Below are 24,846 nucleotides of genomic sequence, written 5' to 3'. Positions count from 1 at the left end.
ATCCGCCCGCCCACCTCGCCGCAACGGCCGGTGCGCTTCGCCCGCCATCCCGCATCCCGATCAAGGAAAGAATGATCATGCTGATTCGGCTCAACGACCCTTCTCCGCGTCGGCAGCACCGTCACCGTGCCGCGTCGCGCCTTTTCTCACGTCACCACGGCAAGGCAATGGAGGTGACCGGCGGTGCCGATGTCGGTGTCGGTCTCCGTTTGACCGTCCGCCTTGATACCGACCCCCGAACCGACCCCCTGTCCCGACCAACAGCCCAGGCCAGATCGGCTTTCACGACTTCACACCAGCTCCAGACAGACCCTCGACTCTGGGGTCTCCCCCCAGGGGACGCTTATGCGTAACCGGCTACCTGCTGCGGATCCGCTGCTGCGCCTGCAGGCAAGCATCACCGCCCGCGACGACCACCTGCTCGGCTGGCTGTACGACCACGGAGTGCTCACCACCGACCAGATCGCCGAGGCCCTGTTCCCATCCCTGGACTTCGCCCAACGCCGACTGCGCCGCCTCACCCTCCTACAGGCGGCGGACCGGTTCCGACCCAACCGGGCCTACGGCGGCTCCTACCCCTACCACTACGTCCTGAACCAGCTCGGCTACGACCACGTCCACGCCCAACGCGGACTGGGAGCACCCCGCCGGGACCAAGCACGCCGCCGTAAACAGTCCCTCACGTCGCGGCGGGACCTGCCACACCTGCTCGGCGGCAACCAGGTCTTCATCGACCTCGCCGCCCACTCCCGCACCCACCCCAACACCAGCCTGGACCGGTGGCAGCCGGCCTCCGCCTTCCACAGCCCAGGAGTGTTCTACCGCGTCGGGGACGACCCGCAAATGATGGCCCGCGGACCAACAGGGCTGCCCCGCCCGGACGGGGCCGGCGTCTGGACCGAACACCGGCGGTCCGTGCCGTTCTTCCTCGAGTACGACACCGGCGGGGAGCGCCTCGACATCCTCGTCGAGAAAGTCGCCAAGTACGAGCGGCTGGTCGCGATGACCACCTGGACATGGCCGGTCCTGTTCCACCTACCGTCCGCCCGGCGGGAGGCGAACCTGCACCATCGACTCGCCGCCCTCGCACCCCAGGCGGCCATCGCCACCGCCAGTGCCGAACTGCGCACCGCACTCGGCGCCAGCCCTGCCGAGCCGGTATGGCAGGTCTGGGGCACCGCCGGTCGGGTCCGGCTGGTCGATCTGCCATACACCGCCGCCGACCAAGACATCGCCTTCTGAGCCCGCGCCTCTGGGCCCCGTGGTCGTGAGGCGGGGCCCCATTAGGCGGTCAGCGTGCGTTCACGCCAGCGCTGGATGGTCCGCTTGTAGGGCTCGGGTATGTGCAGATGCGGCACCTCGTCGTAGATGGAACACGCCAACTTCCTCGTGCTCAGCCGAGTAACGAGTGCTTGGGGGCCGGTCGAGGAGAAGGACTACCCCCGCCAGCCTGAGTCCCGGTAGGCGCAGCGCTTCCTTGACGCTCTCGCTTCTCAGCGGACTCTTAATCCGCGGGTTCGGGTTTCGAGTCCCTGGCGGCGCACCAACGATCAAGGCCTTGACCTGGCGGTTCTCACTGGGGCCCTTTTCGCGTCTGACGGTGGGGGTGGTCGCTCGATGGGTGCTCGGGAGCCGTTGGACCTGGTTAGCGTGGCCAGGACGCGGCGACGTCTCGTGGACACGGCTCCTCGTTATCCGGGGCGGGCAGCACGGAGGAGCCGATCGATGTCATTACTGCAGCGGCCCGGCCTGCCCGGCCGGCGGCGAGCATCAACCGGATGCCTGTCGTTGCCAGTTAGGCTGGCCCCGTGGTGGCACAGTCGCGGGTTCGCGTGCAGGGGGACCTCTACCACCCGGTGGTGCCGACCGGTGCCGTCTATGTGGGGCGGCAGGGGTTCGGGCTGCGGCGTTCTCCCTGGGCCAATCCGTTCAGCCTTCGAAGGCACGATCGGGCTGAGGCGTTACGTCTTTACCGGCAGTGGCTTGTGCGGCAGCCAGCGCTTGTTGATCGGGCGCGTCGGGAGCTTACGGGGAAGCAGTTGGCGTGTTGGTGCCGCGTCGAGGATACGTGCCACGCTGATGTGCTGACCGAGATCATCGGTTGACGCGCAATCGGTATCGATTGATGGGCCGTCTCGGTGCGTAGACACCGCCGATGCTGAAGGACTGTGGTCTTGCCGCTTGGTTGCCCACGTAGAAGGCGACGTCCCGGTCGGCGGCGCAGAGCTGGGTGAGGAACTTGTGTCTCAGCTGATCCGCAGCCTCCGCGTCGGTGAGCTGGCTCAGGCGATGTTGTAGGGCGACGAACTCCCAGTCCCAGAGCGTCTGCTGGTGACCGCGGCAATGACGGTCTGCGCAACGGTAGCGGTAGGCGCCGGTGAATCGCGGTGCCTGAAGCGGGCTGCGCTTGGCCGGTTCCAGTAGGTCGAGCTGGTTGAGGTAGCCAGCAATCTTCTTGCGATCCTCCGCCGACCAGCCGGGGTGGCGCTTGACCTGCAGAGCCGAGATGTCGGCGACGCGAATCAGCGCGATCGATCGTGCGCTCGGGTCGTCGCGCGTCTGTTTGTTGAGCCGGCACATGGAGTCTTCGACGAGTGGATCGAGGAGGTTTCGACGCGACTGCCGACTGGCAATGTGCCGCTCGGTGGTGATGGTGTCCACGATCGGCTTCCAGCTCTCGCGGCGCTGGTCCTGCCTGGCCGGCAGTGCCTCGAGGTGGACGATGTCGTACTTGTGGAACTTGCTGTCGTCGTCCAATTCGCGGTAGTGGATGGGGTAGAGCCGAACCCAACCCGTCCATGGAGGGCCCATGCTCAGTGCACCGACGCAGACTGTCTCTCCATAGCGTGCGGAGGGGTTGGGTGCCGCCTTCACTGTGATCAGGAGGCGGAGTGTCGCTGGTCGTGCCAGGACTGGCTTCGGTGCCGGATGCTCGCCGGTGCCCGGTCCCCACAACGGAAGCTGTCCCAAGGCAACCACCAATATCGCTAGATGTAGCTTCCCACATGCTTAGCGTTACATAGATAGTCTCGCATCAAACTCGAGAGGGCGCCAGCCAACAGGGACGACCTGGCTGGCGCTTGAGGTCATCTGAGGGGTGCGGTGCACAATGCCGTCAGGGCGTCGAGGTGGGCGCAGTATTCCAGGACGTTGTGGTCGACTCTGCTGAGCTGGCCGTACTCGTCGACGAAGCTCCTGCGGAGGTCTGGGTGTAGTGGCCAGATGCGGGCGGCGAGGCGTACGAGGTCGCGGGCGGCCAGGTCGTAGCGGCTGCGCCCGAAGTCGATCAACCGGATAATGCCGTCGTCGCCGTGGATCAGGTTGCGGGGCATGAAGTCGAGGTGGCACGGGACGGCCGGCAGGGGTACGAGGTTCCGTAGGGTTCGCATGTGGGCGCGCACCTGGGCCCGGTAGCTGGCCGTGATGCCGTCCCCAGCGCGGTGGAACTAGTACTCGGCGCGTTCGGTGAGCCAGGCTGTCCAGTCCGGTGAGGCGAGGCGGTCCGGCGGAGTGCAGTCTCTTGAGTAGTTGCCCTGTCTGTCGGTACGCATCCTGCTCGGCTTCGGGGTCGAGCTGCCGCTGGCTGAGCGGGATGCCCGGTACGGCGGTGATGATGATTGCCGGTGGGTCGTCGGTTTCCGCGAGCAGTTGGGGTGCCCTGTCGCCGAGGGCGGGAACCAGGCGCAATAGGCGTGGACTTCCTGGATGTCCTGGTGGTACGAGGTCACGGCCGAGGGTGCCGAGGTGGTGCGCGGCGATCTGGTGGCCTCGGGGCGGCATGTGCCCCTGCAGCTGGGCCGTCGGCTACCAAGCGCGGCACACGCTCTGCTGTTCCTACCGTTGGTCGAGGTGTCGCGGCGGAACCCGGGGCGGTGCGAGCTGTTCCAGTGGCTGGCGACCATGGAGACCTCGGCGTGGTTGCGCCAGCACGACCTGGCGCAGTTGCGGGCCGACGGCTACGGCGTACGGCTGGAGGACGGGCGGTGCCTGCGGTTCCTAGTGCACGTCGACCGTGGCGTGGTCGGGGACGCTATCACCGAGCATGAGCGGCGGACGTCGGGGTTGGGCGGGCTGCTCACCGGCTACCGGCGTACCGACCGAGTGGTGCCGGTCGGAGCAGTTCTGATGATCGCTCAGGACGCCGAACGGGAAGAGCAACTGCTGGCCGATCTGGTCCGCAGGCCTCTACGGAATCCTGTCGCCACCACCACGAGGAAGTCGTTGTACCGCCACTGGCCTGATGAGCAGGTGTGGCAGATCGCTGGCGAGAATGACAGACGCCGCCTCATCGAGGTTGGAGCCTCACCTCACCGCGCCAGGACGCCGCGGCCGCCGCCAACGTCCTCAACTCGACCAGGCCGGGTGGCCTGGTGCGTGGAGTCAGCGTCGCCCCGCTGTCTCGCTACCCCTACGCTGGCGGCATGAGGGAGCCCAGCGCGGACCGGACCTACGCCACGCCTGGCAGCCTCCCAGTGTCGGCTGTGCTGCCTGAACTGCTGCGGATTGCGCGCCAGGGCCAGCTGAGTGAGCGGGACGAGCCGGTGGCCGCCGTCGTTCCTGGGGGTGGCGAGGGCGGGGCTGGCGGCCCTGGGAAGGTCCGACGAGGGGCCCCGGTGACTGCCCTGTCTAGTAGGTGCTGATGAACCGGCATGCAGCGGCGCCGGTCGACGCGATCCCTGACGATATCCGGGCAGACGTGGAGACGCTGTGGCGCTACCACGACATGCACCACGAGTTGCGTCCGTGCGACGTGGGGATCGGGCTGGGCAGTCATGATCTCGGCGTAGCCGTCATCGCGACGCGCCTGTTCCATGAAGGCCTGTTCCCGTGGATCGTGTTCACCGGTGCGAACGCACCGACGACTGTCGAGCGGTTCCCGCGTGGAGAGGCGGTGCACTACCGCGAGCACGCGATTGAGCAGGGCGTGCCGGCGGAGTCGATTCTCGTGGAGCCGCGGGCGACGAACACCGCCGAGAACCTGGAGTACTCGCGTCAGCTCCTGGGTGAACGGGGTATCGCGGTGAAGTCGGTGCTGATCATGTCGCGGCCGTATCAGCAACGTCGGGCCTACGCCACCTGCAAGCTGATCTGGCCGGAGGTGGATGTGGTGTGCGCGTCGAATCCTCTGGACCTTGACGACTACGTGAGCAGCATCGGCGACCCTCGGCGGGTCGTGAACATGCTGGTCGGTGACACGCAGCGGATCGAGGTGTACGCGGAGCGTGGATTCGCGATTCCGCAGGAGATGCCGGACGAGGTACAGGTGGCCTTTGGTCGCCTGGTGGCGGTCGGCTACACGACCCGGCTGATCTGAGCCCCAGTTACCAGCGAGGTCCTCCCGACCGGACGCCCATCCGTTCGCTGAGTTCGACAGCCAGTCGGGGCGGCCGGGGGCGGGTGAGGACGTCCCGGACGAGGTCGCGAGAGAGCTGGTGGTAGCGCACCTGGTCGGGCCCTATGACCTCCGCGTTCAGGAGGGCGGCGAGCGCGTCGTCGATGCGGTTCCACCGGGCGAGGGCTCGGGCGGTTTCGATGGCGTGCCGAACCCGCCGTTCGACGGGCAGGGCGGTCGTGTCGAGTGGAGCTCCGATGGCGATGGCGCGCTGCACGTCGCCGAGTTCCATCGCCACGGTTGTCTTGTGGATCGACACGTTGGTCGGCCCAAAGGCGGTCCACACGTGGTTGCCATCGGCACCGAGCCGGGTCGCGGCGGCATCGGCCTCGGTGATGTGGGTGTCGGCGGAGGCGCGGTCGTCGTCGCGGGCAGCGGCGAGCGCGCAGACGAGGTGCAGGCTGCCGTAGACCGACAGTAGTTGCGGCGTGGGCCTGGCGAGCCGTGGTTCAAGGAACTGCGCGGCGGTGGCGGCGAGGCCGCGAGCCTGAGCGTATTCGCCGATGGAGACGAGGGAATGCGCGGCGGAGCGGCTGAGCGAGCCGATCACGACGTGATCATGGCTGGCGTTGGCGGCGGCCAGGCCCCGGCTGGCGGCGGTCCAGGCGAGGTCACCTTCGCCGAGCTTGGTGAGGAAAAGCGCGGCGAGCTGATGGGCGTAGGCGGTCATCGCGTGCGCGCGCTGACCGTCGTCTCCGTGGTAGGCCTCGGTGGCGGTGAGGCAGTCGTGGATGAGGTAAGGGAGCCGGCGGGCGAGAGTGCCGTACCGCGAGTGCTGGTAGGCGGTCCAGATCTCAGCGACGTCGTTTTCGATCTCCCGCAGGGCGGGAGCCTCGACGTCGGCTGTGCTGGCCAGCATGGGCGCGAGATGCCGGTAGTCGTGGAGCGCGGCGCGCAGTGCGGGGATGGTCTCGCGACCTGAGTCGTCGGACCACTCGAACAGGCTTGGTGCGCCGATCAGGTCCCCCAGGGATACGTCGAGGGCTTTGGCGATCGCGCGAATGACCGAGAGGCGATCCAGGTCGGCCCGGTTCGTCTCGACTTTGCGTAACCACTCCTGTGTCTTGCCGACCAGACCAGCCAGCACCTCTTGGGAGAGCCCTCGCCTGCGCCGGTAGAAGGCGACGCGCTGGCCGATCGTCATGTCGTCTGTCATCCCTCGCACACCATCACCCTGCCTGCTGATGACCGCCGGACCCGGTACGGATTTTCCCGGTTCTCCGTACAGGTCGCCCCTACGTTCAGTTCACCCCAGGTCACCGGCACGTGTCGATGCCGGTGCCGGGAGGGCCTGACAAAGAGCTGTAGATGGAGGGATCGATGACCGGCACACCACACCACGGCCTGGGCCGCCGGCTCGGCCCGTCCAGGAGCGAACTGTCTCGGCGTTTTCCCCGCCTGCGTACCGCCGTGAGGGCTGCGTGGGTGGGTGACCGGCGGTCTCCTCCCAGCCGCCGCGGTGCGGTGGGCTCGCCCTTCCCCCGGCGAGCCCACCGCTCATCGTCTCGAATGAGGGTGGCGGCATGACGGTGTACGTCTCGCGTAACGCGATGGCCGACCAGTCCCGGCGCCCCCAGGCCGGGCCGGCGTCCTCGCAGTGGCCGGTGCGGCCCGTTGATCCGCCGCTGCTCACCTACGTGTGGCGTCGGCTGTTCGACCAGCAGGCCCGCGAAAGCGGTCGGCGGTGACCGGGCCGCAGGGCCGTCCCGCGGCGCAACGGAGCACACCGGCCGGGGTGGAGCACCTGCCGATGCGTCCACTGTGGCTGTGCCGCCGGTGCGGGCAGCCATGGCCCTGCGGCGCGGCGAAGCTCGCGCTGTTGGCCGAGTACCAGGACGCACCGGTGAGCCTGTTCCTCTATCTGGCCGCGTGCCTGCACGACGCGATCGACGATCTGCATCGGCTCAACCCGAGCGTGACGGGCAGCGCCGCCGACATGTTCGACCGGTTCCTCGGCTGGCCCGCCCGGCACACCCACGCCTACCGCGTCACCATCGTGGAAGGCGCGCCGGCCGAGGAACCACCATCGTGAACGGCATTGGTGTCATCAACGCGACCGGCCATCCGGCGATCGCCAGTACCTTCCACACCCTGGTCATGCAACCGACCAGCTTCTGCAACCTCGACTGCAGCTACTGCTACCTACCCGACCGCAGGTCCCGCCGCATCATGAGCAACGCGGTGGCGCAGGCGTGCGCCGAATCGATCGCGCAGCAGAACAGCGACTTCCCCGTGAGCGTCGTGTGGCACGGAGGCGAACCCACCGCCACACCCGTCGACGTGTTCCGGGATCTGTTGGCCCCGTTCGAGGACCTGCGGCGTGCAGGGAGGGTGCGGCACGAGATCCAGACGAACGCCACGCTGATCAACCGGCGGTGGTGCGAGCTCTTCGCCGCCTACGGATTCGACGTCGGGGTCAGCATCGACGGGCCCGGCCCGCTGAACCGCAACCGCCTGGACCGGGCCGGCAACCCGACGGACAGTCGGACCCTGCGTGGGATGCGGACCCTGGCCGAGGCCGGTCTGCGGTATTCGGTGATCTGTGTCGTCACACCGGAGACCATCGACCACGCCAATACCCTCGTCGGTTTCTTCACCGACCTGCCGGGCTGCCAGTCGGTGGGCTTCAACATCGAGGAACAGGAAGGCGCCGACCGGACCACGGTGACCGAGGAGTCCGCGTACCGATTCTGGCTCCGCCTCGTCCAACGCCGTGTCAACGGCAGTCCCTTACGGATTCGTGACCTGGACCGGCTGGCCGACTACCTCGCCGCCACCCGTGCCAACCAGGTCGACCACGCTCCATACGAGCCGATCCCCACCGTCTCCTGCGACGGCCAGGTGGTGCTGCTGTCACCGGAACTCCTCGGCATCACCGAGCCGCGCTACGGCGACTTCATCGTTGGCAACGTTCTCCGTCAGCCGATCACCGCCATGATCGCTCGTGCCGGCGACCTACGCTACGTCACCGAATTCGTCACCGCGCTCAACGACTGCGCCGACCACTGCACCTTCTACGACTTCTGCCGTGGCGCCCAAGCCGGGAACCGCTACTTCGAGCATGCGACGTTCACCGCCCGCGAGACCACCTACTGCCGCACCACCCGACAAGCCCTCGTCCGCGCCACCGCCGACCACCTCACCCCTGAAGGAGGACCACCATGACCAACGCGCTGGCCACCCTCGTCAACGCCGCACCGGAACAGCTCGCCCGCCTCGGTGTCGACCCGGACCGGTCGGTAGCGTCGATCGATGCGGCGAAGTTCGACAACCGCCCTGCCTGGGCCAACAAGGGCAAGTTTGACAGCCGGCCCGGCTGGGACAACTGGAACAAGAAGAAGTAACCGCTGTAGGCGAGAACGACCGGATGCGCGGGGTGGCGTGCCTACCCCGCGCCCACACAGGTTGAGGACACATGCGCACCACGACAGTCGGCGACGTGAGGATCCTGCTACCGGACCTCGACCCGGAGGACCTCGACCGCGTGACCGACCTGGCCGATGTCCTCACCGAGGCGTTCGTCGAGGGTGCGTCGTGGCGCGGTGTGCAGCTGGAGGACTGCAGCATCCGCAGCAGCCTGATCACCGGTGGCGACCTCAGCGAGAGCACCTGGGAAGCAGGCAGCATCTACGGCTGCGACATCACCCGCACCGACTTCTCCGGCGCGACCCTGACCGGCGTCACCATCGAACGGTGCGCCATCACCGGCTCACGGTTCACCGGCACCAGGCTCACCGACGTACGCCTCAAGGACGTCCTGTTCGACGGCTGCCGCTTCGACTACACCACGTTCCAGCGCGTTACCGCCGTCGGCTCGGTCGCCTTCACCGACTGCACCCTCACCCACGGCACCTGGTCCACCTGCCGTCTGCCCGGAATCGCGCTGCGGTCCTGCGACCTCGCCGGTCTGGAACTGGACTCCTGTCACCTCGACGGCGCCGACCTGCGAGGCACCCGGCTCCGCGGGCTCAACACGCCACTCGACAACCTGTCCGGCGTCACCCTCGCCGAGGACCAACTGCCCGATCTCACCGAGCTGGCCATCGCCGCCTTGGGCCTGACCGTGCGCAACGACTGACTTCATCAAGAAAGGCACCGAGCGCTCGTCCGCGGGCACATCAAGGCGCTCGATACTGACGGACAGAGCCGTCGCGCCGACATTCTGAAGAACATCGAGCAGATTCTCGCCGACGCTCACGGCATGCTCATGGCGCAGTGGTCCTGGTATCGCTCTCAGGTGTTGCGCGCCGGTCACATCAGCCGCGACGAGGCGAATGCTGTCGAGAACGAACGACTTCTGGCCGAGTTGGCCGCCGACACTCAGCGCGAGCACACTCGAGCCATGGACGACGTCGCGGGTCTCCTCGCCGACCTTGAGCGTCAGTGCCGTTTGATCGCCGAACTCCCGGCCGAGCGCAGTCTGCCGTTCACCACTAAGCGTCAGAGCATCCGAGACGTCGCTGGCATGGCCGAGGCGTTGGCCGAGCGGGTGGCGGCCCTTCGCAACCGTGCTAACACTCAACCGGCTCCGCTGGATCCGCCTCTCACGGTGTTCAATGAGGCTGTGCCAGCAGAGGTACTGCGGATCCTACGTTGGGTGGTGCCTGGCGAGGACCCCTTGCTGGCCATCGCCGATGTCAATCTCGACCGCCTCGTCGACGAAAACGCCTACCTCAGAGTGACACCCGAACGCTTCTTCATCTCGGCACAGAACGCAGTGCGCAAACAAGGCACGATCGAGCGCGAGTTCCCCCTCTCGGACATTCGCTACGTGCGGTTCCGCGAACGCGACAAGCGAGGCCCCGTTTTGGACGTCATCACCACGGACGAGAACATCAGGCTCACTTTCGACGACTGGGCCGGCAAGGGGTAAGGGCTGGACAACGCCCGCCGGCTCGGCAATCTCCTGGCCGCAGCGATGGATCTACCCGAAATCGAGCGGCGTACCGACCCGCTGCTCAGCGGCGAATCCTCGACGGGGCGGGCAATCACCCGATAACCGGAACGCGTTCAGCATCGAGCCTCCGCCGGCACGCGGCTCGTGCGGGTAGGGTCCAATTCACGGGTCGACGAGAGGCAGATCAACCATGGCGATCCCCCACCTGACGGCCGCCGACGGCACGACGTTGCCGGCGATCGGGCTCGGCACGTACCGGCTGAACGGCTCGGCGGGCGTCGACGCCATGGCTCAGGCGATTCGGGCGGGCTACCGGTTGATCGACTCCGCGGTGAACTACGAGAACGAGGGCGCGGTGGGCCGGGCCGTCCGGTCGGCCGGCGACGTACGCGACGAGTTGGTCGTCACCTCGAAGCTGCCGGGCCGGCACCACCACTTCGACGAGGCGCTGACCACCATCGAGGAGAGTGTGTTCCGCACCGGCCTCGACCGGATCGACCTGTACCTGATCCACTGGCCCAACCCCAAGGTCGACCTGTACGTGCAGGCATGGCGGGCGCTGATCGAGGCCCGCGAGCGTGGTCTGGTCCGGCACATCGGACTCTCCAACTTCCTGCCCGAGCACATCGACCGGCTGGTGGCCGAGACTGGTGTCGCCCCGGTGGTCAACCAGATCGAGGTGCATCCGTACTTCCCGCAGCAGGAGGCGATCGACTACCACCGGGAGCACGGCATCCTCGTGCAAGGCTGGAGCCCGCTCGGTCGTGGCAACGACCTGCAGCAGCACCCCGTGATCGTGGAGATGGCGACCGCCCACGGCGTCAGCCCGGCGCAGGCCATCCTCGCCTGGCACGTGGCGCGTCAGGTGATCCCGCTGCCCAAGGCCGCCTCCCCGCAGCGGCAGGCCGAAAACCTGGACATCTTCGGCATCAAGCTCACCGATGACGAGGTCGAGGCCATCTCCGCGCTGGGCCGCGCCGACGGGCGCCTCGCGGACCAGGACCCGGCGGTGTACGAGGAGTTCTGAGTGGCCCGATCACGGGTACGGGTGGGCGCGCCCGTGTCGCCGGCCGATCCGGTGGATAGGGAATCACCCGATTCCCCGCTGGCGGATCCGGCCTAGCGTCGACGCATGCATCGTCACCGGCCTGCCTCGGCACCGATCGGAGAATCAGAATGATCAAGGTGAGGCTCTTCGCGTTGGTCGTCCTGTCGAGCGTGACGCTCACCGCGTGCGGGGGCAGCAGCGACGACGACACCACCGCCTCGTCGTCTCCAGAAGCGAGCGCCGAGGTGAGCGCCGCGGCGGCGCCGTCGGTGACCACCGGAGCGGGAACCGAATCGGGTGGGGTCACGGCGACGGCCCTCTGTGACTACCTGCGCGGTGAGTTGCCGGCGCTGCGCAAGGCCCCCGGAGAGATCGAGGTGATGGGGCGGCTCGCCACCGGGCTCAGCGGGTGGTACGACCAGCGCGGCGGGGTGCCCGACGGTTCCCAGATCGACACCCTCACCAAGGAGCAGTGCGCCGACGTACGTACCGAGGCCCTCAAGCTGGCCGGGGTGCAGAGCTTCCTGCAGTTGTAGCGGGTGCGTCCGCGACCCCCTGGACGTCGCGTGACCCGGGCCAGCAGCGGCCCGGGTCACGCGACGTCGCTCAGACGAGCCCGCCGAGGGAGGGGTCGCTGATGCTGTCCTTGCCGTTCTCGACGTGGCCCGCGTAGCGGTAGGCGAATTCGGCGTCACCTGCGACGGTGACGGTCAGGTCGTACCAGCCGTGGGTGCGCGAGAGCGTCCACGTCGCGCGCTCCGTCTCGCCGGGCCGCAGCGACAGCTTGACCGAACGGGTGCGGTAGCCGTCCCGGACCGTCACCTCCACCCGCTTGGCGCCACGGTTCTTGAGCGTGAGGGTGACCTTGTCGTCCCGCTCGTCGTACGAGGGGGTGATGTCGAGGTTCGTGGCGTGCCGGCTCGACGGGCCATCGGTGAACCGTCGGAAGAACCCGTTCGGCCCGTGCACCGACAGGTCGTACCCGGACGTGGCCTCCCAGGTGTCCGTCAGGTGCTTGCCCGACTCGACGGTGTAGCTGCGGGGGGCATCCGCGCTGCCGGCCCGGCGTACCTGGAAGACCGCCGCGGCACGGCCGGAGTTACGGAAGTCGACGCGGACCGCGCCGTCGCTGACACGCCCGTCGGCGTGCAGGGTGTACGGGATCGCCCGCGCCGGGCGTACGCCGCGCTCCTGCTTCGGCAGCCGCTGGTCCGCTGGCGGGACCGGCATCTCGTCGGGGTGCCGGACCAGCTCGTCGGGCTTGAAGTCGTCGGTGTCCGGGAGGGTGGGGTGCTGCGACCGGTTCGGGTGCCGGAAGTCGAAGGCCGTGGTCAGGTCACCGACGACAGCGCGCCGCCACGGGGTGATGTTCTGCTCGATGAGGTCCGGCCGGCCGTGCCCGAACCGCGCCTCCAGGAACTTGATCAGTGAGGTGTGGTCGAACACCTGCGAGTTGACGTAGCCGCCCCGCGTCCACGGCGAAACGATGATCATCGGCACCCGGATGCCGAGGCCGTACGGCCCGGCCGGGTGGTCGGCGTCGCCCGGGAAGATCTCGTTGGTGGTCGGCACGGTCGACTGCCCGTGCTCGCGGGTCTGCGGGGGTGTCGGCGGGACCACGTGGTCGAAGAAGCCGCCCTCCTCGTCGTACGTGATGAAGAGCGCCATCTTGCTCCACACCTCGGGGTTCGACGCGAGGATGTCGATGACCTGCGAGATGTACCACGAGCCGTAGGCCGGCTCCCAGTTCGGGTGCTCGGTGTACGCCTCGGGTGCGGTGATCCAGGAGACCTGCGGCAGTCGTCCGGCCTCGACGTCGGCCCGGAAGTCGGCCAGCAACGCCTCCGGGTCGCGGCCCTGGGTCCTGATCTCGGTGCCGGTCTTGGCCCGGTCCGCCAGCGGCGTGCCGGGCTGCGCGTTCTGGTACTGGTGGAAGTAGAGCAGCGAGTTGTCGCCGTAGTTGCCGATGTACGGATCGTTCGTCCAGCCCCAGGAGCCGGCGGCGTTGAGGCCGATGCCGACGTCCTGGTAGATCTTCCACGAGATGCCGTTGCGCTCCAGCCGCTCCGGGTACGTCGACCAGTTGTAGCCGGCCTCCGCGTTGGTGATGACCGGGCCGCCGCCCTTGCCGTCGTTGCCGACCCAGCCGCTCCACATGTGGTAGCGGTTCGGGTCGGTCGGCCCCATCAGCGAGCAGTGGTAGCTGTCGCAGACCGTGAAGGCGTCGGCGAGAGCGTAGTGGTAGGGCAGGTCCTGGCGGGTGTGGTAGGTCATCGCCGTGACGCCCTTGTTCGGCACCCACTGGTCGAACCGGCCGTCGTTCCAGGCGGCGTGCCCGTCGTTCCAGCCGTGCGGAGGGTCCGGCAGGAAGGTCTGGCCGAGGTCCTTCACCTCGGGCCGGAACGGCAGCAGCTCGTCGGCGCCGTCGGGCTGGTGCCACACGTCGCTGCCGGACGGCAGTGTCGCCGGATGCGGGTCACCGAAGCCGCGTACCCCGCGCATGGTGCCGAAGTAGTGGTCGAAGGACCGGTTCTCCTGCATCAGGATGATGACGTGCTCGACGTCGTTGATCGAGCCGGTCCGGTTGTTCGCCGGGATGGCGAGCGCCTTGCTGAGGTCCAACGGGAGCGCCGCGCCGATCGCGGGGACTCCCATCGCCTTGAGGAATGTGCGCCGATCCACCGTGGCCATAGCTCACCCTCTGTACGTCTGGTCGGGAAACTGGCGACCGGACGCTACCGACGGCGGGTTGACGGGAGATGGCTGCAGTTGGTTGGTTCTGCGACCACTCGACGACCGGCGGCGGGTGCCGTGGCAGTGTGCGAGCAGCGTTACAGGTGATCTGCCGGCATGCCGGAAGCCCTCCGACGTACGGTGAGATCGTGCCGACGAGAGACGTAATCACCAAGGGTGACCTGGCCGAACTCCGCCGCTCTGCGCTGGGGGCGGCCGACCCGCTCGGTGTCGCCGCCGATGTCGCCGAGGCGGCGGAGCAGGGCCGGCTGGAGGATCCGGACGACGCCGGGGACGCGCTGACCCTGGCCGCCGAGATCGCCGAGATCCGGGCCAGACCGGATGCCGCCCTGCGGTACGCGGACCAGGCCCTGGCGGCGTACCCGTCGGGCGACGACCCCCGGGCCGGGTTGGCCCACGCGCTGCGGGCCCGGGTCCTGTTCCGGACCGGTGGTCGGGACGACGAGGCGATGGCGGAGCTGACCGCGCTGCGCCCGCTCCTGCTCGTGCAGCCCGACGCCCCCGCCTACCTGAGCGCGGCGCTGGACGCCGGTGGTCGTTCGGCGACCGCCGAGACGTGGCTGAGCGAGGCGGTCGGCACCCTGCTCGGCGAGCGTGCCGCCGCCGGGGCGGCCGCGCAGGCCATCACCGCAACCGACCCCGTGGTGGATCTCGGCCCGCCGGAAGCACCGGGTGTTCTCTTCTTCCTGCTGCAACAGCGGCACCGGGTACGCCGGGACCTCAACCTGCCGCACGACCGGCAGGACGATCTGGCGGACCGGCTGGAGAATCAGCTCGTCCGCCGGGCCGGAGAGCGCAGGGGCGCCGAGTCTGATCTGCTCTTCTGGCCGCGGGCCGAGTTCGATCGTCTGCTCGCCGAGCACGCCGCGCTGACCGAGGTGTACGGCCCGGATTGGGACGCGCACCGGGCCCGGCTGGAGAAGGAGCTGGTGCGTCAGACGAGTGCCGGTCAGACCGGGCTGGGTGTGTTCAGCGCGACCGTGGCCGGGTTGAACGCCTTCGCTGGTCGACGCAACGGCGACCCTGCCGATGCGGCGATCCGGGCGGGCTACGCGGCTGAGTTGTCGGCTCGGCCCAGTGCGCGGATCCCCTGGCCGCCGGAGCGCAACGACGCCTGCTGGTGTGGCTCGGGCCTCAAGTACAAGAAGGACTGCCTGCCGCGCTCCCGTAGCTGAGGGAGTCAGCTATCGAGCCGCGGTGTGGCGCTGGTAGTGCCGCGCGACGCGGGCGCGGTTGCCGCAGGAGGGCTTGCACCACTCCTGGCGCGGGTGGTCCTTGACGAAATAGCGGACGCAGCGTGGCGCGGGGCAGGCGCGCAACAGGTCGCGGGCCGGACTGGCGAGGAACTCGATGGCGGCGCGTGCCAGCCCTGCGGAGAGCCTCAGTCCCGCGTCAGCCGTCTCGCCGTGCCAGGTGAGCGTCGGTGCGCCCTCCTGCGCCCAGCTCAGCACCGGCCGGACCGGCAGCGCCGCGGCGGCCTGGTTGAGCCGGTCGACCGCCTCCGGCGGGGAGAGCAGCGAGGAGGAGTCGGCCCGGCTCGGCGGCCCCGGGCGGACCGCCACCGCGAAGAGGGTACGTGCGGCGCGCCGTACCGCCACCACGTCGAGCCGGGTCCGCTCTTCGACCGCGCTGGCGAGGGCGTCGAGCCCGCCGACGTACTCCCGCAGTGGCTCGGCCTGCTCACGAAGCCAGGCGGTCAAGCCCGCGACATCGCCGAGGTCGTCGGCGACCCCGCCGTTGCCGTCGTGCCGGATCGTGCTGGCCAGGGCGAGCGCGAGGTGCGGTGACATGGGCTCTCCTCCCCGATCCGGCTTGTGCGGCCGGCGTGGCCCAGAGTAGCTTCCCTAACGCCCTTAACGGTAGTAACCATTAGGAGAGCCTTCGTGCTGGTGATCGCGCACCTCAGTGACACCCACCTCGACAGCCATCCCCGATCGGCCGAGCGAACCGCCCGGGTGATGGACTACCTGCACACCCTGCCGCGACCGGTCGACGCGATCCTGATCACCGGGGACATCGCCGACCACGGCGAGGTGGCCGAATACCAGACTGCCGCGAAGCTCTTCGAATCCCCGCTGCCGGTCATGGTCTGCCCCGGCAACCACGATGTGCGCGACGCGTACCGCAAGGGTCTGCTCGGTGACGACCGCGGCGGCACCGGCCCGATCAACGCCCGCTACGACGTGGCCGGAGCGGTTTTCCTCCTCGCCGACTCCTCCGTGCCCGGCGAGGACGACGGCCACCTGGACGAGGAGACCACGACGTGGCTCGCCGACGAACTGGGCTCGGTGCCGGCCGAAACGCCGACGTTCATCGCCTTCCATCACCCGCCGGTCGTGCTGCACCACCCGGTCATCGACCCGACCCGGCTGCTGCCCGCCGACCCTCTGGCCGAACTGGTCACCGCCCACCCGCAGGTCGTCGCCGTGCTGACCGGGCACTTCCACACCGCCGCCGCGAGCACCTTCGCCGGCCGCCCGCTGCGGATCGCACCGGGTGTGGTCTCCACCCTCCGGATGCCCTGGGAGGGCGATGGGCGGCTGACCACCCAGACCCAGCCGCCCGGCGTCGCATTCCACGTGTACGACGACAGCGGGCTGCTCACCACCCACTACCGGGTGGTGGTCTGAGCATGCACGGAGTCGCGGTGCTCGGCTTCCTTCTCGCCGTCGCGCCGATCACCACCACGCCGGGAGCGAGCCTGACCCTGGTCGTCTCGCGGGTCGCCGCCGGCGGGCGGCGGGAGGGGTGGTGGGTGATCCTGGGTACGGTCACCGGGATCTACCTGCATGCCACCCTGGCCGCCGTCGGCCTGGCCGCGCTGGTGCTTCGCTCGTCGCAGGCGTTCTGGGTCGTCAAGCTGGTCGGCGCCGGTTATCTGGTCGGGCTCGGGCTCTGGCTGCTCTGGTCCGCGTCCCGCCGCCCCGCGGGTGCGGGACGGCCACCGACGGTTCGTGCCCGGAGGCTGCCGTGGCGCGTCCACCATCCATACCTGCAGGGGCTGCTCGGCAACGTCCTGAACCCCAAGGCCGCCGCCATCTACCTCACCCTCGCACCGCAGTTCCTCGAACCGGGCCGACCGGTGCTGGTGCCGATGTTGCTCCTCGCCACGGCACACGCGGCGCTGCACACCTGCTGGCTCGCCGGCTGGACCGCCGTCTCCGGCGCCGCCGCCCGGCTGCTCCGTACAGCAACTGTGCGACGCATGCTCGATCGGCTGACCGGTGTGGTCCTGCTCGGCCTCGGTGTGCGTACAGCGGTGACCTGAGTCCGACGTCGTGCCCGGCCGCCGCCGGCGCGGCCGCATAGGCTGTGACCGCTGAGCGACGGGTACCCCATCCGGCGGTCAGCACGGTGGCCGGCCGGACGGGCGCTGCCGGCAATCTTGGGGGCTGACACGCCCGGCCGGTACCGATAGCGTCCATACCTGGACGATCGAGGCCCGCTCGTCACCCGTCAGAGGAGACGCCGATGTTCGAGGAGTTCATGGGCATTCCCGCCCACCCTCTCGTGCTGCACGCCGCGGTCGTGTTCGTGCCGCTGCTGGCCCTACTGACGATCGGTTACGCGCTCGTCGCGCCGATCCGTCCGCACACCCGCTGGGTGCTGGGGCTGCTCGCCCTGGCCGCACCGGTCTCCGCGCTCCTGGCGAAGCTCACCGGTGACGCATTCTTCGACCGCATGCGGGCCGCCAACCGGGTCACCCCCGAGTTCGTCCCGACGATCGAGGCGCACCAGCAGTTTGGCAACTTCACGCTCTACGCCACCATCGGGCTGGCGGTCGTGGCGCTGGCACTGGTGTGGTTCGTCCCGCCGCGGACTGCCGAGGCGAGCGCCACCGGAGGCGCCCGGCACGGTCGCGCGCTGACCCTGTCGTTGCAGGTGCTGTCGCTGGTGGCCGCGGGCATCGCGCTGTACTACGTGATCCGCACCGGCGACTCCGGCGCGAAGGCGGTCTGGACGGGTCAGTGACCCCCCGTGGGTCAGGGCCGAACGGGCCGGCCGCAGCCACGGAGCGTCAGCGTTGGCTGGCCCGGTCGACGCCCTTGTGCACCCGCGCCGTGCGGTCGATCAGCTCGCGCAGCGCGCTCCCGTCGACGTCGTCGAGCCGCTTCAGGTAGAGGCATCCCTTTCCGGCGCGGTGTGGACCGAGGCGGGCGAGGATCGGGCCGTACCGATCCTCGAAACCACCCACCAGGTAGACGACAAGATTCTGTTTGCGCGGCGAGAAGCCGGCCAGCGGCGCCTCGCCCGAATGCCCGCTGGCGTAGGTGTAGCGGTACCTGCCGAAGCCCACGATGCTCGGGCCCCACATCACCGCCGGCTCGCCGGTCACCTCGCCCATGATCGCGCGGAGCCGCCCCGCGTCGGCCCGCTGACGTTCGTCGGGGATGGCGGCCAGGAAATCGTCGACGCTGACCTCGGTCGGGACCGTCACTGGCTGCTTCGATGTGGCCATGAGCTGATGCTGCCACGCGAGTACGGCGAAGCGTCGCCGCGGTCAGGACACCTCCTCGCGCGCTCGCCAGGAGAGGGCCACGAGCCAAGCCGAGATGATCACCGCTCCGACGGCGAAACGGATGCTCGCGCTCTCCTCGCTCCACGGCAGGGCGGTGAGCACGAACGCGACGACACCGCTGGCGGCGCTGTAGACCGCCCAGCCCTGTCGCCCCTGCCCCGCGAACCTCCGGGCGAGCAGCAGACCGGCCGCGATCAGCGACAGGAACGCCGCCGCGCCGCAGACCGTGTGCAGGATGCTGCCCGTACTGGCGTGCTCGGGAAGCCCCGCCGGGGCGCCCGGCGGCCAGCCGAGCGCGGGATCGGGGACGAACACCCCGCCGCCGACCATCGCCACCCCGTACACACCGACCAGCAGCGGCACCAGCGTGGCGGCCCGGCCCGGGCGCAACGCCCGCCGCAGGCCCACCGCGAACGCGACGGCCAGCAGGCCGGTGCCCACGAACGCGATGAACTGCAGCCAACCGAGGTCACCGAGGGTCAGCGAGCTCAGCGCGTGCCGGCGCAGGTCGAACCCGGGTCGGGTGAAGGCCTGCCCGAACGACAGGGCCGGGAAGAGGATGCCGGCGACTGTGCCGCACCCGAGGAGGTACCGGGTCCGGCGGCGCCGGGCCGACACCGCCCCGTCGGGGGCAGCGGTCAAGGACGTCATTGGCGGACCTCTCGTCACGTACTGCCGTCACGACGAACGAGACCCCGCCGGATCGACACCTCCGGCGAAAGAAGTACCGGGCACCGGATCTACGACGGGCGCGAGCCTGGTAATCCATTGTGAACAAAGGGCGCATCCCTACTCGAAGGGATCGACGGGAAGGTCAGCCCGGACTTAGCATGGGCACGAATGGATCTTCGGGATCGAGCCCCCGGCCGACCCCTGGCAACCAGTCCGACCGAAGGGAAACGCGCGTGCGTCGAACCCCCTTGGCACTACTCGGCGTCGGTGTGTCCGGCGCCCTACTGATTACCGCAGCTCCGGCGGCATCGGCCGCCCCGCCTGCGGCGACCCCGCCGACCGGCATCGTGGTCAGCGACGGCATGACCCAACCGGTGTTCTCCTTCGCCGACGCGATCGAGGAGCGGGTGTTCGTCCAGACGCCGCTGGACACCGACCACGATGGCCGCCCCGACCGGGTGGCGATCGACATCTCCCGCCCCAGGGAGACCGCCACGCAGGGCTTCAAGGTGCCGGTCATCTTCGAGCACAGCCCGTACCGCAAGGGCACCTGGGGCGACGTGCCGTACCCGAGCGTGCTGGTCGACGACCTGCCGCAGAACGGCTCGACGAACCGTTCCGGGCTGCGGGCGGCCGACGTGGAGGCGCAGCGGGCGCAGGCGAAGGCCAACCTGCCCGGCTCGCTGGACGACTACTACGTGCCGCGGGGGTACGCGGTGGTGCTCGGGCAGAGCGTCGGCACCGGCGACTCGGACGGCTGCCCGACCAGCGGCGACCAGGCCGAGACGCTCGGCACCAAGGCGGTCATCGACTGGCTGAACGGCCGGGCGAAGGGGTACGACGCGAACGGCGCCCCGGTCACCGCCGGCTGGACCACCGGCGCGGTCGGCATGACCGGCGTCTCCTACAACGGCACGCTGCCCAACCAGGTGGCCACCACCGGCGTCAAGGGACTCAAGACCATCGTGCCGGTCTCCGCGATCAGCAGTTGGTACGACTACTACCGGGCCAACGGTCTGGTCGTCGCGCCCGGGACGTTCCAGGGCGAGGACACCGACATCCTGGCCCAGTACACCGCCGGGCAGGCTCGTGCCGAGGGGCAGTGCGCCGACGAGATCGCCGACATCACCGAGGAGCAGGACCGGGTCACCGGCGACTACTCGAAGTTCTGGCAGGATCGCGACTACCTCGACGCCCGAGACGTGCGGGCGAGTGTCTTCGTCGTGCACGGCCTCAACGACTGGAACGTGAAGACCGAGCACTTCGCCGGCTGGTGGGACGAACTGGCCAAGCGCGACGTACCGCGCAAGATCTGGCTGCACCAGGGCGGGCACGGCGGCCCTGGCAGCAGCGCGTCGGTGACCCTGCCCAACGGTCGGACGTGGACCTACAAGCAGACCGAGAACCGCTGGTTCGACTTCTGGCTGTGGAACGTGCGCAACGGAATCATGGACGAACCGACCGCCGTGCTGCAGCGGGAGGACCGGGCCTACACCACGTACGCCAACTGGCCCGACCCTGCCGCCCGTACGGTCGGGTTGACGTTCGCCACCACCGACGCCACCGCCCCGGGCACGCTCACCTCGGGTAAGGCGCCGAAGGCCAGGATCGAGCAGGGCTTCGTCGACGAGGGCCGGACCATCCACCCGGACACCCTGGTGGCCAATCCCGATACGGCGAGCCCGAACCGACTCGCCTACCGCTCCCCCACCCTGACCCAGAACGTCCGCATCTCCGGGCGCCCGGAAATGCGGCTACGGATGGCGATCGACAACAAGCCGGACGCGAACCTCACCGCGTACCTGGTCGACTACGGCCCGGCCGGCTCGACCGCCGCGCCGACCGTGGTGACCAGGGGCTGGATGGACCCGCAGAACCGCAAGGGCCCCGCCCGCACCGAGCCGGTGAAACAGGGCAAGCTGTACGACTACCGGTGGACCCTGGAGCCGAAGGACTACATCTTCCCGGCGGGCCACCGCATCGGTGTGGTCGTCTTCTCCAGCGATCAGGAGTACACCCTGCTGCCACTGGGTGGCACCGAACTACGGGTCGCGCCGAACGACAGTGAGCTGCGGCTGCCGGTGGTCGGGGGCCGGTCCGTACTCGGGTTCTGACACCAGTTTCTCCCGAACAGGTGGGGCAGTCCGACGCGTCGGACTGCCCCACCTGCGCGTTCCGACCGCCCCTGACCCGTCCGGGCTGCTGGACGCGGCCCTTCCGTCCCGCGTTTGGCGGCCGGAGGCGCGGGAAGACCTCGCCGATCGGGCCCAGGCGACCCGCCACGTCCGTCGTCCGGCAGCGCTGGCGATGCCGGCGAGACCCGAGGAGGAGCGAGGATGAGCCCACGCAGGACAACCGTCCCGGCGCGCAGGTCACCCGGGCCCACCAAGGCCACCGGGGCGACGAAGATGCCACCGAGCCGGAAGGTGGCGGCCAAGAAGGTCGCCGCTGCCACGAAGCGGGCCACCGGCGCGAGCGCGGCCAAGACGCCCGGGGAGAAGCCCACGCCGACCACGCCCCGCGTCGCCCGGAAGAAGGACGTCTCCGCCACCACGGCCTCGCCCAGCCGCAGGCCGACGGCAAAGGCTGCCGCCGCAAAGAAGGCACCACCGAAGAAGGCGCCTGCAGCGAGGGCCGCCGCGAAGAAGGCGCCCACGGCGAGGGCCGCGGCGAAGAAGGCGCCCACGAAGAAGGCCGCGCCGACCCGGGCCCGCACCACGTCCGCCACCAGGGCTCCGGCCAAGAAGGCGACCACCATGGAGTCGTTCGGCAACCGGCGTACGGCGCGGAAGACCTGAGCTTCGACGCCTACCCTGCCCCACGTCACATGCGCGCCCACGTCCTATGCGCGCCCCACTCACGCGCGCTGAAAGCGTCATACGCACGGGCCGCCGTCACACGGGCACCCCACACCACGTCGGCGGCCCCCGCCACACCCGCAGCCTGCGTCACGCCCGGCGGGCCCGCGTCACGCCCGCGACCTCACCTCACCCGTCACCCAGGCCCTCGCGGGCGGTGAGCCCTGCTGGGAGACCGACAGTCGGGCGGGTCGGCGACGGCGGGACATCCGCATCGTTGAGCGTGATACCTGAGAGTCATATTGATACCTCAGAGTCATCACGCTCAAAAGCACGCACCCGCCCGCCGAGCCACGGCGGCCTCTTAGGTCTGCGGACTTTCCGGGAAAGTGTGGCCTCGGCGCGTCGAGGCAGCACTTTCCCTGAAAGTGCGTGGCTGGACGCCGGTCGACGTGGGCGGCCACGTGGGTGTGGTGTCCGGTTCGGGATGCGAGCCCGGGTGTGACGCGCTCGGGGTAGATCGCCGGTGGGTCCCGGTTGTGGGGGCGGACGGGCGGGTTGGGGTTGTCGGCCCGTGGCGGGCTGGGGTGTCGTCCCGTTTGGGGTGGGCCGTCCCGTGGTCGGGGCCACCCTCAGCGTGGAATCGGGGGCCGGCCCGGGTCGTTATACCTGGCATGCGGCCGTGGCCCCCTGGCCCGGTGCGCGGCAGCCGCCGGGAACACCCGACCGGCCGCCCCGGTTACATCCCCCTGTAGCCAGCCGCCAGCCGCCGGGAACACCCGACCGGCCGCCACGGTTACATCCCCCGGAACCCCGAGCAGGTCCCCTCCGATCGCCGGGCCGTTCCCCCCTTCTTGAACTTCCTTGACGCGGCACGCCCCCGCCTTTGTGTGCCGCGCACCCCCGATGCAGAGGAGCACGCCATCATGCGTACCGATCTGATTCGTAAGACCGCTCTGACCGCTGCTGGGCTCGCTTTCACCGGCGGCGCGATCGCCGGCCCCGTCACCGCCGCTTACGCCGCGTCGGATGCCAAGCCCGCCAGCCAGACCCAGTCCGATCGGAAGCCGTCGGGTGAGCGTCAGCTGGGTGTGCGCTACGAGGCGCAGCCGAACTTCTACTACTGCGGTCCCGCCGCCGCCCGCAACGCCCTGTCCGTGCAGGGTAAGGACATCAGCGTCGACGCCATGGCCAAGGAAATGGGCACCACCGAGGCCGGCACCAACTCCATCAACGACATCACCCCGGTCCTGAACAAGGAAACCGGTAAGAACGACGCCTACCGCAGCGTCGAGATCAGCACCCCCAACGCTGACAGCAAGCAGACCGACAAGCTGCGCACCGACGTCGTGAAGACCGTGGATGACGGTCGGGCTGTGGTCGCGAACATCGCCGGCACCAGCGTCGACGTCGACGGCACCAGCCACTCCTTCGAGGGTGGGCACTACATCAGCGTCGTCGGCTACCGCGACAACGGCAACATCGTCAAGATCGCCGACTCGGCCGACCCGAACCAGGCCTCCTACGAGGTCACCGTCGAGCACCTCGCCGACTGGATCGCCACCCGCGGCTACGCCACCAGCTGACACCCAGCAACCAACAACGAAGGGCCGGACCCCTACAGGGGTCCGGCCCTTCGTCGTCATTTCCACGAACTGCGGCACGTATTGACAAGTGTCGACGTCGGGGTGAGGCTAGGACGGGAGAGCGCTCTCTCGCACCCGGCCACAACAGACCACCACCAAAGTCTGGCCCAGGGCAAACTCCGATGTCTTCGGCGGCGGCGCCGGAGCTGTCCCTGACCCGTCCCCCCGACAGGAGTCACGAGATGGACAGGGCCGCACCCCTCTCCGGCATCCACCGCCGGCTGCGCCTCGCCACGGCGATCGGCGCACTGCTGGCGCTACTCGGCACGTACATCGTGTCGACCACCGACCGGGCCGACGCCGCCCCGGGCGTCAACGTCATCCGGGTCGCCGAGTTCCCCGCCGACTGCACGTACAGCCACCGGCTGCCGGACGACCCGATCATCTTCCCCGGCCTGCCCGGTGCCTCGCACATGCACAGCTTCTTCGGCAGCACGGTGACGAACGCCCACACCACGCTCCCCGACCTGGTGAACTCTCCGACCACCTGCAACCCGCGGACGGACGTCTCGTCGTACTGGGTGCCGACGCTGTACAACAACAATGTGCCGGTCGAGCCGGCCATCTCCACGTTCTACTACCTGGGTGAGGGCGTACGCGCCGACGTCGTCGCGGCCACCCAGCCCATCCCGCAGGGGCTGCGGATCGTGGCGGGCAACGCTCGGGCGACCGGGCCGAACGAGAGCATCGCCCGCTGGTCGTGCCTGCACGCCGGGCACGTGCCCCCGTCGAAGGACTTCGTCAACTGCCCGTCCGGCACCATGCTGGAGTCGTACCTGGACTTCCCGCAGTGTTGGAACGGTCGCGACCTGGATTCGGCCGACCACAAGAGCCACATGGCGTACCCGGTGAATCAGGCCTGCCCGGCGACGCACCCGGTGCACGTGCCGAAGCTGCGGCAGGTGCTGCGGTACCCGGTCAACGGCAACCCGGCGCAGTTCCGGCTGGCCTCCGGTGCGGGCTACACGATGCACGGCGACTTCTTCAACGCCTGGCCGGTGGCGGAGATGGCACGCCGCGTCCAGGACTGCATCCGTCCGGTGATCAAGTGCGGGCACGACGGCCGACCGATCTGAGCCGACACGTTCGACTCGAGGGCGGGCCCGGTCACCGGGCCCGC

General features: G+C 69.3%; 27 protein-coding genes and 1 tRNA gene. 21 read left to right on the top strand and 7 right to left on the bottom strand.

The annotated features are described in order from the left end of the window. Positions 1-345: 345 nt before the first annotated feature. The 3 genes from OG470_RS24225 (at position 346) to OG470_RS24215 (ending at position 2,105) form a co-directional block, all read left to right on the top strand. Entirely contained in the window at positions 346-1,242 is an 897-nt protein-coding gene (locus tag OG470_RS24225) for a replication-relaxation family protein (protein WP_328415728.1), read from the top strand. 174 nt (positions 1,243-1,416) lie between these two features. Then, positions 1,417-1,546, top strand: a tRNA-Lys gene (locus OG470_RS24220). Between the two features lie 262 nt (positions 1,547-1,808). Continuing rightward, the gene (locus OG470_RS24215) at positions 1,809-2,105 is read left to right on the top strand and encodes a DUF4326 domain-containing protein (protein ID WP_328415726.1); all 297 of its coding nucleotides are present in this window, start codon (positions 1,809-1,811) and stop codon (positions 2,103-2,105) included. Here OG470_RS24215 and OG470_RS24210 read toward each other — a convergent pair. Continuing rightward, positions 2,095-2,985, bottom strand: coding sequence for a hypothetical protein (locus tag OG470_RS24210; protein WP_442931209.1), 891 nt, complete (start codon positions 2,983-2,985; stop codon positions 2,095-2,097). The two genes, OG470_RS24215 and OG470_RS24210, sit on opposite strands and share 11 nt — an antisense overlap. Before the next feature lie 101 nt (positions 2,986-3,086). Further along, on the bottom strand, positions 3,087-3,401 hold the full coding sequence (locus OG470_RS24205) for a phosphotransferase family protein (RefSeq protein WP_328415722.1): 315 nt from the start codon (positions 3,399-3,401) through the stop codon (positions 3,087-3,089). A gap of 304 nt (positions 3,402-3,705) precedes the next feature. On the opposite strand from OG470_RS24205, the gene OG470_RS24200 reads away from it, so the two are divergent. Both OG470_RS24200 and OG470_RS24195 read left to right on the top strand, forming a co-directional pair. After that, complete coding sequence (locus tag OG470_RS24200; RefSeq protein WP_328415720.1) at positions 3,706-4,425, top strand: hypothetical protein; 720 nt, start codon at positions 3,706-3,708, stop codon at positions 4,423-4,425. Positions 4,426-4,633: 208 nt separating this feature from the next. Further along, positions 4,634-5,314, top strand: a complete 681-nt coding sequence (locus tag OG470_RS24195; RefSeq protein WP_328415719.1) for a YdcF family protein — start codon at positions 4,634-4,636, stop codon at positions 5,312-5,314. A gap of 7 nt (positions 5,315-5,321) precedes the next feature. Here the strand turns inward: OG470_RS24195 and OG470_RS24190 are convergent, their stop codons facing one another. After that, a complete protein-coding gene (locus OG470_RS24190; RefSeq protein ID WP_328415717.1) occupies positions 5,322-6,548 on the bottom strand; it encodes a helix-turn-helix domain-containing protein in 1,227 nt (408 codons plus the stop codon). 367 nt (positions 6,549-6,915) lie between these two features. Here OG470_RS24190 and amcA (OG470_RS24185) point away from each other — a divergent pair, with 367 nt between their 5' ends. The 8 genes from amcA (OG470_RS24185) (at position 6,916) to OG470_RS24150 (ending at position 11,873) form a co-directional block, all read left to right on the top strand. Then, entirely contained in the window at positions 6,916-7,080 is a 165-nt protein-coding gene (amcA, locus tag OG470_RS24185) for a multiple cyclophane-containing RiPP AmcA (RefSeq protein ID WP_328415715.1), read from the top strand. Further along, positions 7,077-7,424: a hypothetical protein gene (locus tag OG470_RS24180; RefSeq protein WP_328415713.1), complete on the top strand. Its 348-nt coding sequence runs from the start codon at positions 7,077-7,079 to the stop codon at positions 7,422-7,424. The genes amcA (OG470_RS24185) and OG470_RS24180 overlap by 4 nt, the downstream gene beginning before the upstream one ends. Beyond that, positions 7,421-8,557 (top strand): cyclophane-forming radical SAM peptide maturase AmcB, encoded by a 1,137-nt coding sequence (gene amcB, locus OG470_RS24175; protein WP_328415711.1) that lies wholly within the window; start codon positions 7,421-7,423, stop codon positions 8,555-8,557. The genes OG470_RS24180 and amcB overlap by 4 nt, the downstream gene beginning before the upstream one ends. Beyond that, entirely contained in the window at positions 8,554-8,736 is a 183-nt protein-coding gene (gene amcA / locus OG470_RS24170) for a multiple cyclophane-containing RiPP AmcA (RefSeq protein ID WP_328415710.1), read from the top strand. Before amcB ends, amcA (OG470_RS24170) begins: the two co-directional genes overlap by 4 nt. Before the next feature lie 71 nt (positions 8,737-8,807). Beyond that, positions 8,808-9,470 carry a pentapeptide repeat-containing protein gene (locus tag OG470_RS24165; RefSeq protein ID WP_328415709.1) on the top strand — a complete coding sequence of 221 codons (663 nt, stop codon included), beginning with the start codon at positions 8,808-8,810 and terminating at the stop codon, positions 9,468-9,470. 123 nt (positions 9,471-9,593) lie between these two features. Next, the gene (locus OG470_RS24160; RefSeq protein ID WP_328415708.1) at positions 9,594-10,265 is read left to right on the top strand and encodes a hypothetical protein; all 672 of its coding nucleotides are present in this window, start codon (positions 9,594-9,596) and stop codon (positions 10,263-10,265) included. A 214-nt stretch (positions 10,266-10,479) separates the two neighbouring features. After that, complete coding sequence (locus OG470_RS24155; protein WP_328415706.1) at positions 10,480-11,316, top strand: aldo/keto reductase; 837 nt, start codon at positions 10,480-10,482, stop codon at positions 11,314-11,316. Between the two features lie 149 nt (positions 11,317-11,465). Beyond that, a complete protein-coding gene (locus tag OG470_RS24150) occupies positions 11,466-11,873 on the top strand; it encodes a hypothetical protein (protein ID WP_328415704.1) in 408 nt (135 codons plus the stop codon). Positions 11,874-11,943: 70 nt separating this feature from the next. On the opposite strand, the gene OG470_RS24145 is transcribed toward OG470_RS24150, so the two are convergent. Continuing rightward, complete coding sequence (locus OG470_RS24145; RefSeq protein ID WP_328415702.1) at positions 11,944-14,028, bottom strand: phosphocholine-specific phospholipase C; 2,085 nt, start codon at positions 14,026-14,028, stop codon at positions 11,944-11,946. A gap of 191 nt (positions 14,029-14,219) precedes the next feature. On the opposite strand from OG470_RS24145, the gene OG470_RS24140 reads away from it, so the two are divergent. Continuing rightward, the gene (locus OG470_RS24140; RefSeq protein ID WP_328415701.1) at positions 14,220-15,266 is read left to right on the top strand and encodes an SEC-C metal-binding domain-containing protein; all 1,047 of its coding nucleotides are present in this window, start codon (positions 14,220-14,222) and stop codon (positions 15,264-15,266) included. A gap of 9 nt (positions 15,267-15,275) precedes the next feature. Here the strand turns inward: OG470_RS24140 and OG470_RS24135 are convergent, their stop codons facing one another. Further along, positions 15,276-15,881, bottom strand: coding sequence for a CGNR zinc finger domain-containing protein (locus tag OG470_RS24135; RefSeq protein ID WP_328415699.1), 606 nt, complete (start codon positions 15,879-15,881; stop codon positions 15,276-15,278). Between the two features lie 93 nt (positions 15,882-15,974). Between OG470_RS24135 and OG470_RS24130 the strand changes: the two genes are divergently transcribed. The 3 genes from OG470_RS24130 (at position 15,975) to OG470_RS24120 (ending at position 18,063) form a co-directional block, all read left to right on the top strand. Beyond that, positions 15,975-16,721, top strand: coding sequence for a metallophosphoesterase (locus OG470_RS24130; protein WP_328415698.1), 747 nt, complete (start codon positions 15,975-15,977; stop codon positions 16,719-16,721). A gap of 2 nt (positions 16,722-16,723) precedes the next feature. After that, the gene (locus tag OG470_RS24125; protein WP_328415697.1) at positions 16,724-17,359 is read left to right on the top strand and encodes a LysE family translocator; all 636 of its coding nucleotides are present in this window, start codon (positions 16,724-16,726) and stop codon (positions 17,357-17,359) included. Between the two features lie 203 nt (positions 17,360-17,562). Then, entirely contained in the window at positions 17,563-18,063 is a 501-nt protein-coding gene (locus tag OG470_RS24120) for a DUF2231 domain-containing protein (protein ID WP_328415695.1), read from the top strand. 46 nt (positions 18,064-18,109) lie between these two features. On the opposite strand, the gene OG470_RS24115 is transcribed toward OG470_RS24120, so the two are convergent. Both OG470_RS24115 and OG470_RS24110 read right to left on the bottom strand, forming a co-directional pair. Then, a complete protein-coding gene (locus tag OG470_RS24115; RefSeq protein ID WP_328415693.1) occupies positions 18,110-18,550 on the bottom strand; it encodes a DUF1801 domain-containing protein in 441 nt (146 codons plus the stop codon). Between the two features lie 42 nt (positions 18,551-18,592). After that, positions 18,593-19,261 (bottom strand): DUF998 domain-containing protein, encoded by a 669-nt coding sequence (locus OG470_RS24110; protein WP_328415691.1) that lies wholly within the window; start codon positions 19,259-19,261, stop codon positions 18,593-18,595. 254 nt (positions 19,262-19,515) lie between these two features. Here OG470_RS24110 and OG470_RS24105 point away from each other — a divergent pair, with 254 nt between their 5' ends. The 4 genes from OG470_RS24105 (at position 19,516) to OG470_RS24090 (ending at position 24,802) form a co-directional block, all read left to right on the top strand. Continuing rightward, a complete protein-coding gene (locus tag OG470_RS24105) occupies positions 19,516-21,396 on the top strand; it encodes a Xaa-Pro dipeptidyl-peptidase (protein WP_328415689.1) in 1,881 nt (626 codons plus the stop codon). Between the two features lie 222 nt (positions 21,397-21,618). Beyond that, the gene (locus tag OG470_RS24100; RefSeq protein ID WP_328415687.1) at positions 21,619-22,080 is read left to right on the top strand and encodes a hypothetical protein; all 462 of its coding nucleotides are present in this window, start codon (positions 21,619-21,621) and stop codon (positions 22,078-22,080) included. A gap of 926 nt (positions 22,081-23,006) precedes the next feature. Beyond that, positions 23,007-23,666 carry a C39 family peptidase gene (locus OG470_RS24095; protein WP_328415685.1) on the top strand — a complete coding sequence of 220 codons (660 nt, stop codon included), beginning with the start codon at positions 23,007-23,009 and terminating at the stop codon, positions 23,664-23,666. Positions 23,667-23,908: 242 nt separating this feature from the next. After that, positions 23,909-24,802, top strand: coding sequence for a DUF1996 domain-containing protein (locus tag OG470_RS24090; protein WP_328415684.1), 894 nt, complete (start codon positions 23,909-23,911; stop codon positions 24,800-24,802). The last annotated feature ends 44 nt before the right edge of the window (positions 24,803-24,846 follow it).

The organism is Micromonospora sp. NBC_00389 (genome assembly GCF_036059255.1).
Lineage (GTDB): Bacteria > Actinomycetota > Actinomycetes > Mycobacteriales > Micromonosporaceae > Micromonospora.
Note: the sequence above shows the minus strand (reverse complement) of the source record. Positions and strands in the feature narration are given on the sequence as shown.

Excerpts from the sequence above, each read along its gene's own strand:
- OG470_RS24225 (WP_328415728.1), top strand. The coding sequence starts at position 346 with ATGCGTAACCGGCTACCTGCTGCGGATCCGCTGCTGCGCCTGCAGGCA.
- OG470_RS24200 (WP_328415720.1), top strand. The coding sequence starts at position 3,706 with ATGTCCTGGTGGTACGAGGTCACGGCCGAGGGTGCCGAGGTGGTGCGC.
- OG470_RS24190 (WP_328415717.1), bottom strand. The coding sequence starts at position 6,548 with ATGACAGACGACATGACGATCGGCCAGCGCGTCGCCTTCTACCGGCGC.
- amcA (WP_328415715.1), top strand. The coding sequence starts at position 6,916 with ATGACGGTGTACGTCTCGCGTAACGCGATGGCCGACCAGTCCCGGCGC.
- amcA (WP_328415710.1), top strand. The coding sequence starts at position 8,554 with ATGACCAACGCGCTGGCCACCCTCGTCAACGCCGCACCGGAACAGCTC.
- OG470_RS24165 (WP_328415709.1), top strand. The coding sequence starts at position 8,808 with ATGCGCACCACGACAGTCGGCGACGTGAGGATCCTGCTACCGGACCTC.
- OG470_RS24160 (WP_328415708.1), top strand. The coding sequence starts at position 9,594 with ATGCTCATGGCGCAGTGGTCCTGGTATCGCTCTCAGGTGTTGCGCGCC.
- OG470_RS24155 (WP_328415706.1), top strand. The coding sequence starts at position 10,480 with ATGGCGATCCCCCACCTGACGGCCGCCGACGGCACGACGTTGCCGGCG.
- OG470_RS24150 (WP_328415704.1), top strand. The coding sequence starts at position 11,466 with ATGATCAAGGTGAGGCTCTTCGCGTTGGTCGTCCTGTCGAGCGTGACG.
- OG470_RS24145 (WP_328415702.1), bottom strand. The coding sequence starts at position 14,028 with ATGGCCACGGTGGATCGGCGCACATTCCTCAAGGCGATGGGAGTCCCC.
- OG470_RS24135 (WP_328415699.1), bottom strand. The coding sequence starts at position 15,881 with ATGTCACCGCACCTCGCGCTCGCCCTGGCCAGCACGATCCGGCACGAC.
- OG470_RS24125 (WP_328415697.1), top strand. The coding sequence starts at position 16,724 with ATGCACGGAGTCGCGGTGCTCGGCTTCCTTCTCGCCGTCGCGCCGATC.
- OG470_RS24120 (WP_328415695.1), top strand. The coding sequence starts at position 17,563 with ATGTTCGAGGAGTTCATGGGCATTCCCGCCCACCCTCTCGTGCTGCAC.
- OG470_RS24115 (WP_328415693.1), bottom strand. The coding sequence starts at position 18,550 with ATGGCCACATCGAAGCAGCCAGTGACGGTCCCGACCGAGGTCAGCGTC.
- OG470_RS24110 (WP_328415691.1), bottom strand. The coding sequence starts at position 19,261 with ATGACGTCCTTGACCGCTGCCCCCGACGGGGCGGTGTCGGCCCGGCGC.
- OG470_RS24100 (WP_328415687.1), top strand. The coding sequence starts at position 21,619 with ATGAGCCCACGCAGGACAACCGTCCCGGCGCGCAGGTCACCCGGGCCC.
- OG470_RS24095 (WP_328415685.1), top strand. The coding sequence starts at position 23,007 with ATGCGTACCGATCTGATTCGTAAGACCGCTCTGACCGCTGCTGGGCTC.
- OG470_RS24090 (WP_328415684.1), top strand. The coding sequence starts at position 23,909 with ATGGACAGGGCCGCACCCCTCTCCGGCATCCACCGCCGGCTGCGCCTC.